The 15,967-nt window shown below is 63.5% G+C and carries 14 protein-coding genes and 1 pseudogene; 4 read left to right on the top strand and 11 right to left on the bottom strand.

Features of this window, described 5'->3' with window-relative positions; translation table 11 throughout:
* Nucleotides 1-3: 3 nt before the first annotated feature.
* On the bottom strand, nt 4-1,203 hold the full coding sequence (locus MTR72_RS07795) for an MFS transporter (RefSeq protein ID WP_341510277.1): 1,200 nt from the start codon (nt 1,201-1,203) through the stop codon (nt 4-6).
* A 187-nt stretch (nt 1,204-1,390) separates the two neighbouring features.
* On the opposite strand from MTR72_RS07795, the gene MTR72_RS07790 reads away from it, so the two are divergent.
* Nucleotides 1,391-2,533, top strand: a complete 1,143-nt coding sequence (locus MTR72_RS07790) for an OpgC domain-containing protein (RefSeq protein ID WP_280968256.1) — start codon at nt 1,391-1,393, stop codon at nt 2,531-2,533.
* Between the two features lie 107 nt (nt 2,534-2,640).
* Entirely contained in the window at nt 2,641-3,246 is a 606-nt protein-coding gene (locus tag MTR72_RS07785; RefSeq protein ID WP_280968255.1) for a TetR/AcrR family transcriptional regulator, read from the top strand.
* 138 nt (nt 3,247-3,384) lie between these two features.
* Here MTR72_RS07785 and MTR72_RS07780 read toward each other — a convergent pair whose 3' ends face one another.
* The 3 genes from MTR72_RS07780 to MTR72_RS07770 form a co-directional block, all read right to left on the bottom strand.
* Nucleotides 3,385-4,329: a fatty acid desaturase gene (locus MTR72_RS07780; protein WP_341510276.1), complete on the bottom strand. Its 945-nt coding sequence runs from the start codon at nt 4,327-4,329 to the stop codon at nt 3,385-3,387.
* 15 nt (nt 4,330-4,344) lie between these two features.
* Complete coding sequence (locus MTR72_RS07775) at nt 4,345-5,361, bottom strand: alpha/beta fold hydrolase (RefSeq protein WP_280968253.1); 1,017 nt, start codon at nt 5,359-5,361, stop codon at nt 4,345-4,347.
* 160 nt (nt 5,362-5,521) lie between these two features.
* A complete protein-coding gene (locus MTR72_RS07770; protein ID WP_280968252.1) occupies nt 5,522-6,325 on the bottom strand; it encodes an MBL fold metallo-hydrolase in 804 nt (267 codons plus the stop codon).
* A gap of 188 nt (nt 6,326-6,513) precedes the next feature.
* Between MTR72_RS07770 and MTR72_RS07765 the strand changes: the two genes are divergently transcribed.
* The gene (locus tag MTR72_RS07765) at nt 6,514-7,716 is read left to right on the top strand and encodes an MFS transporter (protein ID WP_280968251.1); all 1,203 of its coding nucleotides are present in this window, start codon (nt 6,514-6,516) and stop codon (nt 7,714-7,716) included.
* Between the two features lie 64 nt (nt 7,717-7,780).
* On the opposite strand, the gene MTR72_RS07760 is transcribed toward MTR72_RS07765, so the two are convergent.
* Together MTR72_RS07760 and MTR72_RS07755 are read right to left on the bottom strand one after the other, a co-directional pair.
* Entirely contained in the window at nt 7,781-9,394 is a 1,614-nt protein-coding gene (locus tag MTR72_RS07760) for an acyl-CoA synthetase (protein ID WP_280968250.1), read from the bottom strand.
* Nucleotides 9,395-9,438: 44 nt separating this feature from the next.
* Nucleotides 9,439-10,206 carry a FadR/GntR family transcriptional regulator gene (locus tag MTR72_RS07755; RefSeq protein ID WP_341510275.1) on the bottom strand — a complete coding sequence of 256 codons (768 nt, stop codon included), beginning with the start codon at nt 10,204-10,206 and terminating at the stop codon, nt 9,439-9,441.
* A 168-nt stretch (nt 10,207-10,374) separates the two neighbouring features.
* Here MTR72_RS07755 and MTR72_RS07750 point away from each other — a divergent pair, with 168 nt between their 5' ends.
* A complete protein-coding gene (locus MTR72_RS07750) occupies nt 10,375-11,580 on the top strand; it encodes an ABC transporter substrate-binding protein (RefSeq protein WP_280968248.1) in 1,206 nt (401 codons plus the stop codon).
* Nucleotides 11,581-11,638: 58 nt separating this feature from the next.
* On the opposite strand, the pseudogene MTR72_RS07745 reads toward MTR72_RS07750, so the two are convergent.
* The 5 genes and pseudogenes from MTR72_RS07745 to MTR72_RS07725 form a co-directional block, all read right to left on the bottom strand.
* Nucleotides 11,639-12,016: pseudogene (locus MTR72_RS07745) on the bottom strand (DUF2059 domain-containing protein); the annotation flags it as partial.
* Entirely contained in the window at nt 12,013-13,059 is a 1,047-nt protein-coding gene (gene adhP / locus MTR72_RS07740; protein WP_341510274.1) for an alcohol dehydrogenase AdhP, read from the bottom strand. The pseudogene MTR72_RS07745 and the gene adhP, both read right to left, overlap by 4 nt.
* A gap of 71 nt (nt 13,060-13,130) precedes the next feature.
* Nucleotides 13,131-13,766 carry a response regulator transcription factor gene (locus tag MTR72_RS07735; RefSeq protein WP_280968246.1) on the bottom strand — a complete coding sequence of 212 codons (636 nt, stop codon included), beginning with the start codon at nt 13,764-13,766 and terminating at the stop codon, nt 13,131-13,133.
* A gap of 163 nt (nt 13,767-13,929) precedes the next feature.
* The gene (locus tag MTR72_RS07730) at nt 13,930-14,556 is read right to left on the bottom strand and encodes a response regulator (RefSeq protein ID WP_280968245.1); all 627 of its coding nucleotides are present in this window, start codon (nt 14,554-14,556) and stop codon (nt 13,930-13,932) included.
* Between the two features lie 87 nt (nt 14,557-14,643).
* Nucleotides 14,644-15,846, bottom strand: coding sequence for a sensor histidine kinase (locus MTR72_RS07725; RefSeq protein WP_280968244.1), 1,203 nt, complete (start codon nt 15,844-15,846; stop codon nt 14,644-14,646).
* Nucleotides 15,847-15,967: the final 121 nt, after the last annotated feature.

The following is a 15,967-nucleotide window of genomic DNA, read 5'->3' as shown; positions in this document are numbered from 1 at the left end:
CGATCACGCCGGCTGAAGTAGCCGCTCCTCGCGTCGCGGCGAGAACACCAGCGCCACCAGCACGGCCGCGAGCGCGACGCCGGAGGCACCGAGATAGAGCCAGGCATAGCTATTGTTGGCATCGAAGATGCGCCCGCCGGCCCAGGGGCCGAAAGCCATCCCGATCGCCGAGACCATGGTCATGGCGCCGAACACGGTGCCCATGATGCGCTGGCCGAAAGATTCCCGCGCCAGCACCGCATAGAGCGGCATCACGCCGCCATAGGCCGTGCCGAACACGACGGCGATCGCATAGAACGCCTCGAGCCGGTTCACGAACAGATAGGCCGCGATGCATAGGGATTGCACCAGGAGCCCCGAGATCAGCACGGGCTTTGCACCGAAACGATCGGCGAGCAGACCAAGCAGCAGGCGCCCGCCGAGTCCGGACAGGCCTTCGACGCTGTAGATCGACACCGCCGCGAGCGGAGCGATGCCGCAGCCGATCGCGTAGCTCACCATGTGGAAGATCGGACCCGAATGCGCGCCGCAGCACAGGAAGAAGGTGAGCGCGAGCACGATGAACTGCGGCGAGCGCAGCGCCTCTCCGACGCTGAGCTTGGGCTCGTCGACGGCGCGCGCTGGACCTGATGCTCGCTCCACCGGTGCGCGCCGCACGAGCAGCGCGGTTGGGATCAGCAGGACCCACGCGGCGATGCCGATCGTCATCATCGCCGTGCGCCAATCATAAGTCGAGATCAAGTAGCGTGCGAACGGCGAAATCGTCATCGGCGCAACGCCCATACCGGCGGAAACCAGCGACACCGCAAGGCTCCTGCGCTTGGGCTCGAACCAGCCGGTGGCGGCTGCGATCATCGGCGCGAAGAAGGCGCCGGCCGCAAGCCCGACCAGCACGCCATAGGTGAGCTGAAACGAGATCAGCGACGTCGTCCCGCTCGCCAGCACGAGGCCGAGCCCGAGCAGGCACGCGCCGGCCAGCGTCACCGCGCGCGGGCCGATGCGATCCGACAGCGCGCCCCAGCCGAAGCCGGCGGCGCCCATCACCAGGAAGTCGATCGTCATGGCACTCGAAATGCCGGTCCGCGACCAGCCGGTGTCGACCGACATCGGTTGAAGATAGACCGCGAGCGAGAACATCGCGCCGATGCCGACGCAGGTCATCAGGGCCCCGCAGGCCACGATCACCCAACGATAGGAGCTCATGTCGTTTCCCCTTTTGCAGAAGTTGCGCTGGCTGCAAGACGAACGGGGTTGCGGGAAATCGACAGGTCGATGCGCGAAATTTTTCGTCCCCGAACGAGCCGGGCCTGCGTTCACGCAATCGCTACTCGGATAGGGCGATCGTTGCCGCTAAAAGCAGCGCCCCTGATTCCAAACGCCATTTTTTGCGATGAAACCGTCGGTCAAGGCGAACCTCGCCGCATTTCAGCACGATGCCCGGCTCTATTTGACGCTCGGGATTGCCAACTGGTCGATTTTCATCGACCACATCCCGAACAATGTTGCCAACCTGCTGACATTGCGTAATTTCGGCTTCAGCGGCGCCGCCGACCTTTTTGTGTTCGTGGTCGGCTATGGCGTTGCCATCATCCACGCCAAGATGGCAGTGGAACGCGGCTACGTCGTCGCGGTGACGCGGATCTTCCGCCGCGTCTGGCGGCTCTATGCCGCCTATGTCGTGCTGTTCGTGATCTACATCGACGCCATCGCCTATGTCGCCTCGCAATCGATGGCGCCGGAGATCATCCACGAATACAACATCTCCGGCATCCTTGAGCATCCGCTGCGAATCCTGGTGCGCGGGCTGGTGCTGCAGGAGGAACCGCTGAACCTCGACCTCTTGCAACTGATGATCCCGCTGATGGCATTCTTTCCGCTCGCGTTGTGGGGTCTGTTGCGGCGCCCGAACCTGATGCTTGCCGCTTCGGTCGCCTTGTATGTCGCCGCGCGCTGGTTCGACTGGAGCTTTCGCCTCTATCCGGACCAGGAATGGACCTTCAATCCGTTCTGCTGGCAGATGCTGATGGTGCTGGGCGGCTGGTTCGCCGTGACCGGCGCGCCCAGCCGCGCACTGCACGGCATGGCCTGGTTGCGCGTGCTCGCGGGCGCCTATCTCCTGTTCGCGATGGCGGTAATGCTGATGCGGCATTCGCCGGCGCTTGCCGCATACCTGCCGGATGTCTTGCTCAACGGCATCACGCTGACCGACCGGGAGAACCTCGCGCCTTACCGCGTGGTGCATTTCCTCGCACTCGCCTTCCTCGCCGCGCATCTGGTGCGGGCCGACCATCCGGCCTTGCAATGGAAGTCGCTGCAGCCGGTCATCAGATGCGGCGAGGAGTGGCTCGCGGTGTTCTGCGTCGGCGTGTTCCTGTCGTTTGCCGGCCACCTCGTCCTGATCACCGGGCCCAATCTGGTGGTGATGCAGATCGTGGTGAGCCTCGCCGGCTTCGCCGCCATGACCGCGGTCGCCTATTACATCTCCTGGTCGAAGCGGCAGGACCTGCCCGCAGCCTTGCGGCAGCGCGCCTAGCCGCAAGGCTTCGCGATTTCCGCTAGGCCGGGCGCAGCGGCTGCGCTATGCCGAGCGGAGCGGCCGCAGCGCGACGGCGGCGCCGCGCAACAGGACCGGGCGAGGCCATGGCGAAAGGCACGAGTGAAGCGGCTGACACGGCGCCGCGGCGTGGCCGCCCCCGCTCGGTCGAGACCACCAATGCCATCCTCGAAAGCGCCTACACGCTGATGGCGGCGACGGGCCTTGCTGCCACCACCATCGACGCGGTCGCGCGCCGCTCCAACGTCTCCAAGATGACGATCTACAAATGGTGGCCGTCGCGCGAAGCGCTCCTGATCGACGCCTTCCTTCACCACGCCGCGCAAATGCTGCCACTGCCGCCGGCGACTTCCGGCACGCACGCGGCGCGAGCCCGTCGCCATGCTTCGGCCTATGCCGAGGCGTTGCAAGGCGAGTTCGGCAAGGTGCAGCTCGCGGTGATCTCCGAATGCATCTCGAAGACCGGATCGGCGGAGCTGTTCTATGCACGCTATCTGCAGTTCCGCCGCGATGCGTTGGTGGAGATGATCGCCGCAGGCCAGGTGGACGGCAGCATCATGGCCGAAGGTCCGGCCGAAGACCTCTACGATGCCATCTACGGCAGCCTGTTCTACCGCTACGTCTTCGGCATCGCCCCGATCACGCCGGCCTATGCGCGGAGCCTGGTCGATCTGGTGTTGAGGCCGCGTTAGGCCGCCCCCTGTGAAAATCTGAAAAACAACCCCATGCAAAGTAGCTTGGCAGAGCGGAACGATGCCTCGCGCGCCCGCAAAACCGTTTGACACGTCGGGCAAAACAGCGGCAACGGGTATTCGTCGCGCAATCCCGCCTCACCCCTGCCGCTGCCCGCGAAACCAGGCCCAGGTCTCGCGCGTCGTCCTGATGTAGCCGCGGCCGCGATAGATGATCTCGTCGTCGACGATGCCATTGAGCTTCGGCAGCGCGTGAAACGGGATCGTGGGATAGGCGTGGTGCTCGACGTGGTAGGGCATGTTCCACGCGAACCATTTGACGATGGCGCCGGTATAGGTGGTGCGGGTGTTGTGGAAGGCGCTGCGGGTGCGCTCGCACCCGGTATGCTCGGCATAGAGATACGGCCGCAGGAAGAATTGCCCGATGAGCAGCGGGATAATCCAGACCCGGAGCAGCAGCGCAGAGGAGAACCACAGCGACATCGCGAGCAGCGCGATATAGAGCGCGAGATAGGCGCGCGCTTCGAGAACGATGATGGCGCGCTTGTTCGCTGGGATCCAGGGCACGGTGACCTTGCCGGTGACGGCATGGCCGAGCATCAGCCGGAGACGGCCGGCGACCTGGAGCAGGCCGCTATAGGCGATCGCGAGCTGCGTATCGGATGTCGGCTTTACGCCGACGATCAGCTCCGGATCCTTCTCCGGATCCTGGGTGTAGCGATGGTGGTCCCAGTGAAACAGGCAGTAATATTCGTAAGGCAATCCGATCGTGAAGGCCGAGAGATAGCCGACCGCGAGGTTGAGGCCGCGACTCCTGAAAGCCGTCTTATGCGCGGTCTCGTGCACCGCCATGAACAGGAAGGCGACGAAGTAACCCTGCACCGCCATCAGCGGCAGCGCCCGCAGCACACCATAGCTTGAATCGACCTTCCAGATCAGCGCGCCGACCAGCACGATCACGCCATAATGGCCGAGGCTGCGCACAGAACCCTTGAGGTTGGAGCGGACCGACAATTCACGCAGCATCGCCGGCGTCAGCGGCTTCAGGCGGTGGCCGGGCTTTGAGACGGTTGCGTCAGTCATGATCGGCGCCTCGCGTTACTTGCGGAGAAGCTCGGCAATCTCCGCCTTGATGAAGGCGTGATCGCGCGGATTGTTGACCGGATTGCCGGCGCGATGGCCGTGGATCGACGGGATCGGATGCAGCACCGCGGAGCGGGCGCCCGCGAGCCGGCCGAGTTCGTCCTCATTGTCGCGCACATCGAAGTAGCCATCGGTCGCGCCCGGCATCAGCAGTATATGCGCCTTGATCGCCGCGAGCGCGCGGTCGAAATCGTCGCCGAAGGCGGCGCAGCGGCCGATGTCGCCGTTCTGCCAGATATCGATCTGCGCCAGGAGATCGTTAGCGTCGCGCCGCGCGAAGGTGCCGTCCCAGGCGCGGACGAGATAGTCTTCCAGCGAGGTGAAGCCGGCCTCGCGCCAGACCTCGTCGCGATAGAAGCCGTGCGACATCGCCCAGCCGGCATAGACCCGCCCCATCGCGCGGAAGCCGGCGACGGGTCTTTCGACGAAGCGGCCATCGCGGAAGGCGGGATCGGCGGTCAGCGCGGCCTTCACGCCTTCGAGAAAAACATGATTATAGGGCGCGCAGCGGGCGCTGCCGCAGACCACCGCGGCGCGCTCGACCATATCAGGATGAGAAGCTGCCCAATGATAGGCCTGCATCGCACCCATGGACCAGCCATAGACCAGCGCGAGCTTTGAGATGCCGAAGCGCTCGGTGAGCAGACGGTGCTGGACCGCGATCGCATCGTGATAGGTCAGTTTCGGGAACGGCGCGGCGGAGTTCGACGGCGAGGACGACAGGCCGTTGCCGAACAGGTTCGGAATGATGATGAAGTAGCGCTCGGGATCGAGCGCGCCGCCCACCTGGATCAGCCACTCGGTGTCGTAGTGCTGCGCGCTGAACGAGGTCGGATAGAGGATGACGTTGTCCCTCGCCGGGCTCAACGTGCCATAGGTCTTGTAGGCGAGCCTCATCGCGGGGAAGACTGTGCCCGACTGAAGCGTGACGTCGCCGGCCTCGAATATCTCGTAGTCGCGCTGCGTCATCATGCGCCCAACTCCCGCTCGCGCGGCCACAGAACGCGCCGCTGAAACGACGATGCATCGATCATGCCTAACCAGCAAACGCATCGTTGCGCCGCGCTTAATAACTGTACTATTAGTACAGTTATTTGGCGAAGGCAAGACGCATTCTGATCCACGCGCGGCTTTAGGCGATGGCCGCGATATATCGCTCCACCGATGCCACGAACGCGGCCTTGGCGCCTTCAGCGATGTTGCGTCCCCACCAGGCGCCGTAGATGCGGTCGAAGGTGAGCGGCGCGACCGCGGCAGCGATGCGGTGCACCGCGGCGGCATTGAGCGGCATGTAGTTCGGATAGGAATACATGAAGCTGACGAAGCGGCGGTCCATCGTCACCTGCGCGATGTCGCCGGTAAGCAGCGCGCCTTTGCCCTCCGCGCCGCGTGACCAATGCAGCATGGTGGCGCCTGCGAAGTGGCCGCCGGTGCGCAGGAGCAGCACGTCGTCCGAGATGCGATTGCTATTCCCGGTCCAGTGCACGATCGAGGCATGGGGGCGCGTCACCCATTGGCGATCATCCGCGTGCAGATAGACCGGAATGCCGCCGAACGCCTCGCTCCAATCGGCAAGCGCGCCATAGTAATGCGGATGCGATATCGCGATCGCCTTCAGCCCGCCGAGGGTGCGCACCTGCGCGATCGCCTCCGGCGTTGCCAGCGGCACGCAGTCCCACATCACACAGCCGTCGCCGAGCGGCACCAACAGCGCGCGCTGGCCAATCGCAAAGCTCGGCTCGAGCGCGAGGCCGGTGAGGCCGAGATCGTCGCGCCAGACCAGGCGATGGCGCTCGGCCAGCGTCTCTCGGGTGAGGAAGGTCTGTCCGTTCCAGTTCACGAACTGCCGCTCATCTTCGCAGATCGGACAGGAGGTCGGCGGCGTCCCGCCGTTCGGGAATTGCGCGCCGCAGGTTTCGCAGGTCCAGAGGGGCATGGCGTGATCCGAAAGAGACGACGGGATAGCAATGAGGTGACACCGCGACGCCGTGACCGCAAGGGGGACGGAACCAACGCGATCACCGCCGGTTAGGTCTTCGTCCGCGCCGGCGCGATCAACTGAAGCTCGTTATCACCATTGCACGAGACCAAATTCGATTTGACAGTATCACGTTCAGCGTTTCGATGACATCGCGCTCCCCCTCCCCGCTACGCCTCTGGCCGCTGTTCGCGCTCAACTTCTTCATGGCCGACATGCAGTCGGGCATCGGGCCGTTCATCGGCGTGTTCCTGCAGGAGCGCGGTTGGGCGAGCGGACTGATCGGCACGGCGATGACGATCGGAAATGTCGCGGGAATGCTGATCACGACGCCGGTCGGCGGCTTCATCGATGCCAGCCGCAACAAGCGGCTGTGGGTCGTCATTCCCGGCATCTGCGTGGTCGCCGCTTCGGCGATCATCCTGATCTCCCAGAATTTCTGGGCGGTCACGTTCTCGCAAGTCGCACAATCGCTGGCAAGCGCCGCCATCGTTCCGGCGGTGACCGGCATCACGCTCGGCATCGCCAAGCAGAAGGGCTTCAATGCGCTGAATGGACGCAACCAGGCGTTCAACCACGCCGGCAACATGGTCGGCGCGGCCTTGTCGGGCTATCTCGGCTACAAATTCGGCTACGGCGCCGTGTTCGTGCTGGCGGCCGCGTTCGGCGCCATCGCGATTGCGTGCATGCTGATGATTCCGGCCAAGGCGATCGACAACCACGCCGCGCGCGGTTGTCGGGAAGACGACCCCGACAGCCCGCCGAGCGGCATGTCGGTGCTCCTCAAGCACAAGCCGCCGCTCGTCCTGGCACTGGCGCTCGCCCTGTTCCATCTCGGTAACGCCGCGATCGTGCCGCTCTACGGACTTGCGGCGGTGGCCGAGAGCCAGGCCAACGGGCCGAGCTTCGTCGCCACCACCATCGTGGTCGCGCAAGGCGTGATGATCCCCACCTCGCTGATCGCCATGCACGTGGCGGGCAAGCGAAACTACTGGCCGGTGATCCTGGTCTCGTTCATGTTCCTGCCCATCCGCGGCGTGCTCGCGTTCTTCGTCACGGGATGGTGGGGCGTCGTGCCGATGCAGGTGCTCGACGGCATCGGCACCGGACTTCAGACGGTCGCCGTCCCCGGCATGGTCGCGCGATCGCTCAGCGGCACCGGCCGCGTCAATCTCGGCCAAGGCGCCGTCATCACCGTGCAGGGCGTCGGCGCGAGCTTAAGCCCTGCACTCGGCGGCTGGATCGCGCAATGGGTCGGCTACGGTCCCACATTTCTGCTACTCGGCGGCTTTGGGCTGGCATCGGTGGCGCTGTGGCTGGCGTTCGGGGCTGCGGTGAAGAAGTATTGAGTTCTTCCTCCTCTCCCCGCTTGCGGGGAGAGGCGAACGATACCGCGACCTCGGAACAGGCGCATCACGTTCCGAAATTCTTCTGGATCGCCTTGTCGAGCGTCTCGCCGCCGACGAAGCGTTGGCGTAGCTCGCGCTTGAGCAGCTTGCCGCTGGGGTTCTTCGGCAGGCTGTCGACGAAAATGACACGCTTGGGCACCTTGAAATGTGCCATCTGGCCGGCGCAGTGCCTGATGACGGCGTCCTCATCGAGCGTCTCACCGGCCTTCACCACGACGATCGCGGTCACCGCCTCGATCCAGCGCGGATCGGGCAGGCCGACCACGGCAACCTCCGAGACCGCCGGAATGCGGTAGACCATCTCCTCGACCTCGCGGCTCGCGACATTCTCGCCGCCGGTCTTGATCATGTCCTTGACGCGGTCGACCACGGTGATGTGGCCCTCGGCATCGACGGTGGCGAGATCGCCGGAGTGAAACCAGCCGCCCGCGAACGCCGCGGCGGTCTTCACGGGATCATTGTAATAGCCGGACAGCAGATGCGGCGAGCGGTGCACGATCTCGCCGACCTCGCCGACCTTGACGTCCTCCATCGAGGTATTGACCACCCGCGTCTCGACATTGAGCACGGGCTTGCCGGCCGAGCCGGCCTTGCGAAGCTGGTCCTCGGGCCGGAGCACGGTCGCCAGCGGCGCGATCTCGGTCTGGCCGTAGAAATTCCAGAACTTGACGTTCGGCAGCCGGCGCTGAAGCTCGAGCAGCACCTCGACCGGCATGATGGAGGCGCCGTAATAGCCCTTCTGCAGCGTCGACAGATCGGTCTTGTCGAAATTCGGCGAGCGCAGCATCGCGATCCAGATCGTCGGCGGCGCGAAAAAGGAGGTGATCCCGTGCGCCTGGATCAGGGCCAGGATGTTGTCGGCGGTCGGCTTGCCCGTGATCACGCCGGAGGCGCCAAGATAGATTTGCGGGCCGAGGAAGACGTCGAGCTGGGCGCAGTGATAGAGCGGCAGCGCGTGCAGATATTTGTCCTCGGCGTTCATGCCGCCATCGATGATGCAGCTCACATACTGCCACATCACCGCCTCATGGGTCAGCATCGCGCCCTTGGGCAAAGACTCCGTGCCGCTGGTGTAGACGATCTGCGCGAGGTCGCGGCCGTCGATGGAGGCCTCCAGGAACGCGCTGTCGGCATGCAGGAGATCGTCGAAGGTGGTCAGGCCCGCGGGCGCCGTGGCGGGATCCTCGCCCGGCAGCCAGATCAGCTTTTCGACCGAGCAATCCCTGGCGCTTGCGGCCCGCGCGGGCTCGACGAAATCCGGACCGGTCGCGAGCAGCTTTGCGCCGGAGCTCTTCAGGATGAAATTGATCTCGTCCGGATTGAGCATGAAGTTGATCGGCACCAGCACCGCGCCGATCCGTGCCGCCGCAAAGCGGAGCGCCGCGAACGCGTGCGAATTGCGCGAGAGCACGGCGAGGCGGTCGCCCTTCTTCACCCCGAGGCCGAGCAGGCCGCGGCCGAGCCGGTTGCAGATCGCGTCCAGCTCGGCAAAGCTCCAGCTCACATTGCCGCAGCTCACCGCGAGCTTGTTCGGCTCGCGGCCCGCCGAGCGGCGCAGGAGATCGCCGATGGAATGCTCGCGGGCTTTCGAGATGGTCGCTGCGATGTCGCCGGTCATGTGTCCCTCCGTTACTTTGTTTATTTGTTGAAATTCCAGGGGCGCTATCTGCGCCGCGCCGCCTGCGCATGCTCCATGTACATGTGCTCGACCGAGCGATCGAGCGACGCGATCTTCTCGAAACCGCGCCGCCAATCCTGCAAGTGACGACGAGCCCAGAGCACGCCGGCCTCGCGGTCGCGGCGGCGGATCGCATCGATGAGATGGCGGTGGGCGGCGACCAGGCGTGGGCCGCCCTCGGCAACGCCGGTCACGATCATCTCGGTCGTCGGATAGAATAATTGTGCCGCCGGCTCGCGCGCGAGCTGGAGCACGCGGTTCTGCGATGCTTTTGCGACCAGGACGTGGAATTCGGCGTCGCATTCGGCCAGCGCTGCGGGATGGCCGACCACCGCCTCGCTGCGCACGAGATTGTCGGTGAGCTCGGCGATATTCTCTTCCGTCGCCCGCTCCACCGCGCCTTCGATGCTGGCGACTTCGAGCGTCATCGAGGCCTCGTAGAGTTCTCGGAACGTCACCTCGTGCAGGACCAGCGCTCGGCTGAGGCGACTCGCGAGCTTGCTGTAGCGCGGCAGACAGGCGTGCAGGCGGCGCGAGGAATCGCGCTTGATCAGTCCGCCCTCCTCGAGCACGCGAATGCCTTCGCGAATGGTCGAGCGATTGACGCCGAACTGCCGCACCAGATCGTGCTCGGTGCCGATGGGATCGCCGGGCTTGATCCGGCCATTGACGATCTCGCGTTCGATGGCGTCGGCGACCTTCTGATAGGCCGGCGCAACATCGATCGGACGAAACAGCGGCGCGACGGGCAAGACCTGCCTCCAATGGCGATTGTCCGACAAAGTATAGGGGCCGACCGGAATGCGCGTCAAATGGCGAATGCTATGCCGCAGGCCCAGCAAATTGACTCTGTCGGAACCCGACCCTAACTTTGTCGGACAAAGGGGGCAGGATAGTCCCGCGCAAGAGGAAATGCTTCAATGAGACCTATCGCAGCACTCGTTTCTGCGGCCGGCCTGCTGTCGGCCGCCCTGATCACCCCCGCGTCCGCCCAGCAGGCCCCGCTCAAGATCGGTGTGCTCTCCGACTTCTCCTCGGTCTATTCCGACATCGGCGGCATGGGCAATGTCGAGGCCACCAAGATGGCGATCGAAGATTTTGGCGGGCAGATGTTCGGCAAGCCGATCGACATGGTCAGCGCCGACGTGCTGAACAAGCCGGACGTCGCCGCCTCGATCGCGCGCAAATGGTGGGAGACCGAGGGCGTCGACATGATCATCGACCTGCCGACCTCGGCCACGGCGCTGGCCGTGATGGAGCTGTCGAAGCAATATGAGAAGGTGATGATCGTGACGGATGCGGCGAGCTCCGACATCACCGGCAAATCCTGCTCGCCTTACACCGCGCACTGGACCTACGACACCTATTCCAACGCCCACACCGTCGGCAGCGCCATCGTCAAGAATGGCGGCGACACCTGGTTCTTCCTCACCGCGGACTATGTCTTTGGCCACTCGATCGAGCGCGACACCGGCGAGGTGGTGAAGGCCGCCGGCGGCAAGGTGCTCGGCAGCGTCAAGCATCCGCTCAACACCGCGGATTTCTCCTCGTTCCTGCTCCAGGCCCAGGCCTCCAAGGCCAAGATCATCGGGCTTGCTAATGGCGGCGGCGACACCATCAATGCGATCAAGCAGGCCGGCGAGTTCGGCATCGTCGCCGGCGGCCAGAACCTCGCGGCGATCGTGATGTTTATTTCTGACGTGCACAGCCTGGGGCTGAAGCTCGCGCAGGGGTTGATCGTCACCGAGGCCTATTACTGGGATCTCAACGATAAGACACGCGCCTTCGGCAAGCGCTTCATGGAGCGCGTCAAGCGCATGCCGACGATGAACCAGGCCGCGACCTACAGCGCGACGCTGCATTATCTCAAGGCGGTGCAGGCCGCCGGCACCAAGGACACCAAGACGGTGATGGCCAAGATGCGCGAGCTGCCGGTGCGCGACGCCTTCACCGACAACGGCACACTCCGCGAGGACGGCCGCATGGTGCACAGCATGTACCTGTTCCAGGTCAAGAAGCCCGAGGAATCGAAAGGGCCGTGGGACTATTACAAGCTGCTCGCCGAGGTTCCCGCCGACCAGGCGTTCCGGCCGCTGAAGGACGGCGGCTGTCCGCTGGTGAAGTGAGGTCGCGGGCACGCGAGGCAACGTCCCGCGTGCCTGAACCCACGCGGGATCGATCTCGGAGCTTGTGCCCTTTCTGGCGCAGCGCCTCGATCAGGCGCTGCTTCAATTCGTCGGCGGCCTTCTGGCTTACGTCCTGGCCGATCTGCGCGCTCGCTTGCGTCAGCGCATCCGACTTCGCCAGGAATTTCTGCCCGGCCGGCTGGGCATAGAACGCCTCGATCTGGCGCAGCTCGTCGACGGTGAAATTGGCGGCGTAAAGGGCGGCTATCTGATCGATCATCGAGGCGAAGAACGGGGAGTAGATTCCGGCGCCCGGCGCCGTCATCGCATCGTAGTCGCGCTCGATCTCCAGTCTGCCCTGCGCGACCACCGGCCTGAGCTTCAGCAGGAGCTGCGGCAGGAGCGCACGATACTGATCCGCGATCCTCAAGGTCACGACGAGCTTGCGCGCCGCCCCTCGAAATCAACAACGATCCGGCCTTCGATCTCGCCATCCCGCATACGCGCGAACACGTCATTGATGTCGTCGAGCGATGCCGTCGATACAGTCGCCCGCACCGTGCCGGCGCTGGCGAAGCCAAGCGCTTCCTGCAAGTCGAGCCGTGTACCAACGATCGAACCGCGCACGGTGATCCCATTCAGGACGGTAGCGAAGATCGAGAGCGGAAAGTCGCCGGGTGGCAAGCCCGTGAGCGATACGGTACCGCCGCGGCGGACCATCCCCAAGGCCTGCTGGAATGCCTTGGGCGAGACCGCGGTCACGAGTACGCCCTGCGCGCCGCCTATCTCCTTCTTGATGACGCCGGCCGGATCTGCCTTCAGTGCATTTACAGTAAATGCCGCACCGAGCTTGTCCGCCAATTTCAATTTGGCATCGTCGATATCGACTGCCACCACGTTGAGTCCCATGGCTTTGGCGTACTGCACGGCCATATGTCCCAATCCGCCGATGCCGGAGATCACCATCCAGTCGCCCGGTTTGGTGTCCGTCACTTTCAAGCCCTTGTAGACGGTCACGCCGGCGCAAAGCACCGGCGCGATCTCCACGAAGCCAACGTTGGCCGGCAGGTGACCAACGTAGTTGGGATCGGCCACCACATATTCCGCAAAACTCCCATTCACGGAATAGCCCGTGTTCTGCTGCTGCTCGCAAAGGGTTTCCCATCCCCCCAGGCAATGAACACAATGACCACAGGCCGTGTAAAGCCACGGCACGCCAACGCGATCACCTTCCTTTACGTTCGTAACGCCGCTCCCGACGGCCGCAACTTCCCCAACGCCTTCATGTCCGGGGATGAAGGGCGGCTTTGGCTTGACTGGCCAGTCCCCGTTTGCGGCATGAAGATCGGTGTGACAGACGCCCGTAGCGGCAATCTTGACGGTGACCTGCCCCGGCCCGGGTCGCGGAACTGGCACTTCCTCGATAACAAGGGGCTTGCCGAGCTCGCGGACGAGCGCTGCCTTCATGGTATTCTGCATGACCAACTCCAGCTCAGTTCGCTGCATAAAGAACGGAAGCTCCTGGGACCCGTTTTGCCGATCCGGAAATCTCAAGGAGCAACCAATTTCTTGCGGATGGCATACCGGACCAGCTCAGCCGTCGATGACATCCCGAGCTTGCGCATGGCCGACGCACGATGGGTCTCCACGGTCTTCACGCTCAGCTTCAGTATGGAGCTTATGGACCGGTTGGTGTGCCCTTCCGCAATCAACTGAACCACGCTTTGCTCGCGCGACGTCAGCAGCATGCCCGATCTATTCTGCTTGTTGACCTGGTATTCGTGGAGCAGTTTCTCCAGCAAGACGCTGGTGAAATAGGGTCTTCCGTCGAGCAACGCCTCGATCGCGGAAATCAGGTGTTTTCGGGCATCCGATTTGAACAAAAACCCGCGGACGCCCGCCAGAATGGCTTCAGTCAGCAGTTCCTCGTTTTCGTGCATCGTCAGGATCAACACCTCGGTCCGCAAGTGCAGCGCCCGGAGGCGCCGGCTGACCTCCAGCCCGTTCATGATCGGCATGGAATAGTCGACGATCACAATGTCCGGCCTGGTCTCCAAGGCCAATGCGACGGCCTGCTCGCCGTTGGTCGCCTCTCCGCTCACGATCCAGTTGGAGCGCGTTTCGACGATCGCACGAAGCCCGGAACGTACGACTTCATGATCATCCGCAATCACGATGCGTTTCACGGCGTCGTTCCCATATGCGGCTCTGACCTGTCGCGATCGACGGTAATACGGTCAGTCAAGTCGAATGATCATACTGATCGCAGTTGGAAGGGTTATCCCACAAAACCCTGAGAGACCCCGGCGAATGTACTGACGTGGCTGTCGCGGTCCACCCCGGTCATTGTCATGCCTCCACCAGCCCGGCCCGAACCGCGTATCGGACCAGGCCCGCCGTTGAATTTACGTCCAGCTTGCGCATCGCGGCCGCCCGATGTGCCTCAGTCGTCTTGATGCTAAGATTCAGGATCGCGCTGATGCCCTTATTGCTGTAACCCTCCGCGACCAGCTTGACGACGAGCTGCTCGCGCGGCGTGAGCCCGTGGTGCCGATCTCCATCAACCGATCCCGGATCCAGTTCATTCAACCAGTTTCTGATGCCGAACGGCCTGTGCAGCAGGAGCGACTCGACGGCGGCCAGCAGCAGCTTGTTCGCGTCCGACTTGAGCAGGAACGCGCGCGCGCCAGCCTCAAACGCCTGCTGGGCAAGCAGGCTGGAGTTGTGCACCGTAAAGATCAGTACTTCCGTTTGGAGCGGATAATCCCTGATCCGTCGTGCAACCTCGACTCCGGTCATCCGCGGCATGGAGAAATCGACAATGGCCACATGAGGCCGGCTCTCGATTGCGGCAGTCACCGCTTTGCTACCGTCGGTCGCCTCTGCGACGACCTCCCAATCCGCGCGCTGCGTGAGCACCGCGCGCAGACCTGAACGCACCGCTTCGTGATCGTCGGCGATAAGGATACGCTTCATGACAGAGCACTCCAGGTTCGTTGACGCGGTGGCACGCGACGAGCCCGCGGACGATGTCCGCTCGCCACCGGTGTCAGTGTTTTTCCTTTAGTGTGCGCCTGCGTGGGCCCTCATGATGGTCGTAACCTTTCGCCGGTTGCGCCTGCTCGCCGCACGACCATGCGGGAACACTGCGCACAGAACAGTGCCGGAGCGCCGCTTTGCCGGGTCGGACTGGATGTCGAGCGTACCGCCAAGCTGCTCAAGTCTCGCCCTCATCGCGGGAATGCCAACGCCGATCGAGATCGCTTTCGTGCCGTGCTTTGCCGAGTTGACTGGAAAGCCGCGCCCATTGTCGCTGACAGTCAACCGGAAATGGCTGTCGGTCTCATCGACAACGATTTTGACCTCCGTCGCCTTTGCGTGGCGAAATACGTTGGTGAGGGCTTCCTGAATGACCCGCAGCAACGAACGCTGGTTCTCGTAAGGCAATCGATCGACGATGGCCGAAATCCTGGTGCTAACCCGCAACGACGTGCGCGCCGCGAAACCCTGGGCATATTGCTCGATCGTCGCCTTCAACCCGCCGACGGTCGGGTTCTGGGGATGCAGTACATAGGCCAACGTACGGATTTCCCTCAGCGCCTCGTCAATCGACGCATCGATGCCATCGCAAAGCCGCTCGGCCTCGGCCGGATCACCGAGGCGACAGCGGATCCGCATCAGGCCAAGGCTCGCGGCGATCAAATGCTGACACGTCGAATCATGGAGCTCAGACGCAATCCGCTGCTGGATATCCTCCTGCATGGAGGCCAGGTTGAGGCTCATGTGGGTGTCGCCAGCCCCGTTAGTTGCATCTTCAGGAGACTCCCTGCGCAGGATCCGATGGCTGCCGATCAATTGGACGACGATGCCGGCCATGGGATCGACGATTGGAACGACGGTCGTCTCCATATTCTGCCGCGAGCCGCCAAGTGCGAGACTATGGCGGATTCTGACCTCCGCCCCTTCCGCAAGACACGCCCTCAGGGCTTCGCAAACGGACTTGGCGTCTTCTCTTGCCAGGCAGTCAGAGACGTCGAGTTCCTGGATTTCCCGCGATGAAATTCCGAGGAGAGCCTCGAAGGCCGGGTTGATCCCCTCGTACGTGAAACGCTCTTCATGCGAAGGGCGTACCACGAAGAGAAGATCCTCAGCGTAGTCCCAGTACAGCCGGTCGCTGGCCTCTTTAGAGCCAATCTGCAACCATTCCCTGGCGCTGGCTCTCGTAGACTCGCAGGCAGGAGAATTGCGTGGCTTCACGGTACGCACTCACTCTTCCCAGCAACTCTCGAAATCGAGCCTTAACGGTCAGTATCGAAGCTGCCTCCCTGCGGTGCGGCACCCGTCATCGGACTGCAAGACGCACCCCTAGGATGCACCGAGTATACAC

This window comes from Bradyrhizobium sp. ISRA442 (genome assembly GCF_038085055.1).
Lineage (GTDB): Bacteria > Pseudomonadota > Alphaproteobacteria > Rhizobiales > Xanthobacteraceae > Bradyrhizobium.
The sequence above is the reverse complement of the archived record's forward strand: the minus strand, read 5'-3'. Positions and strand labels throughout refer to the sequence as shown.

Excerpts from the sequence above, each read along its gene's own strand:
- MTR72_RS07795 (WP_341510277.1), bottom strand. The coding sequence starts at position 1,203 with ATGAGCTCCTATCGTTGGGTGATCGTGGCCTGCGGGGCCCTGATGACC.
- MTR72_RS07790 (WP_280968256.1), top strand. The coding sequence starts at position 1,391 with ATGAAACCGTCGGTCAAGGCGAACCTCGCCGCATTTCAGCACGATGCC.
- MTR72_RS07785 (WP_280968255.1), top strand. The coding sequence starts at position 2,641 with ATGGCGAAAGGCACGAGTGAAGCGGCTGACACGGCGCCGCGGCGTGGC.
- MTR72_RS07780 (WP_341510276.1), bottom strand. The coding sequence starts at position 4,329 with ATGACTGACGCAACCGTCTCAAAGCCCGGCCACCGCCTGAAGCCGCTG.
- MTR72_RS07775 (WP_280968253.1), bottom strand. The coding sequence starts at position 5,361 with ATGATGACGCAGCGCGACTACGAGATATTCGAGGCCGGCGACGTCACG.
- MTR72_RS07770 (WP_280968252.1), bottom strand. The coding sequence starts at position 6,325 with ATGCCCCTCTGGACCTGCGAAACCTGCGGCGCGCAATTCCCGAACGGC.
- MTR72_RS07765 (WP_280968251.1), top strand. The coding sequence starts at position 6,514 with ATGACATCGCGCTCCCCCTCCCCGCTACGCCTCTGGCCGCTGTTCGCG.
- MTR72_RS07760 (WP_280968250.1), bottom strand. The coding sequence starts at position 9,394 with ATGACCGGCGACATCGCAGCGACCATCTCGAAAGCCCGCGAGCATTCC.
- MTR72_RS07750 (WP_280968248.1), top strand. The coding sequence starts at position 10,375 with ATGAGACCTATCGCAGCACTCGTTTCTGCGGCCGGCCTGCTGTCGGCC.
- adhP (WP_341510274.1), bottom strand. The coding sequence starts at position 13,059 with ATGCAGAATACCATGAAGGCAGCGCTCGTCCGCGAGCTCGGCAAGCCC.
- MTR72_RS07730 (WP_280968245.1), bottom strand. The coding sequence starts at position 14,556 with ATGAAGCGTATCCTTATCGCCGACGATCACGAAGCGGTGCGTTCAGGT.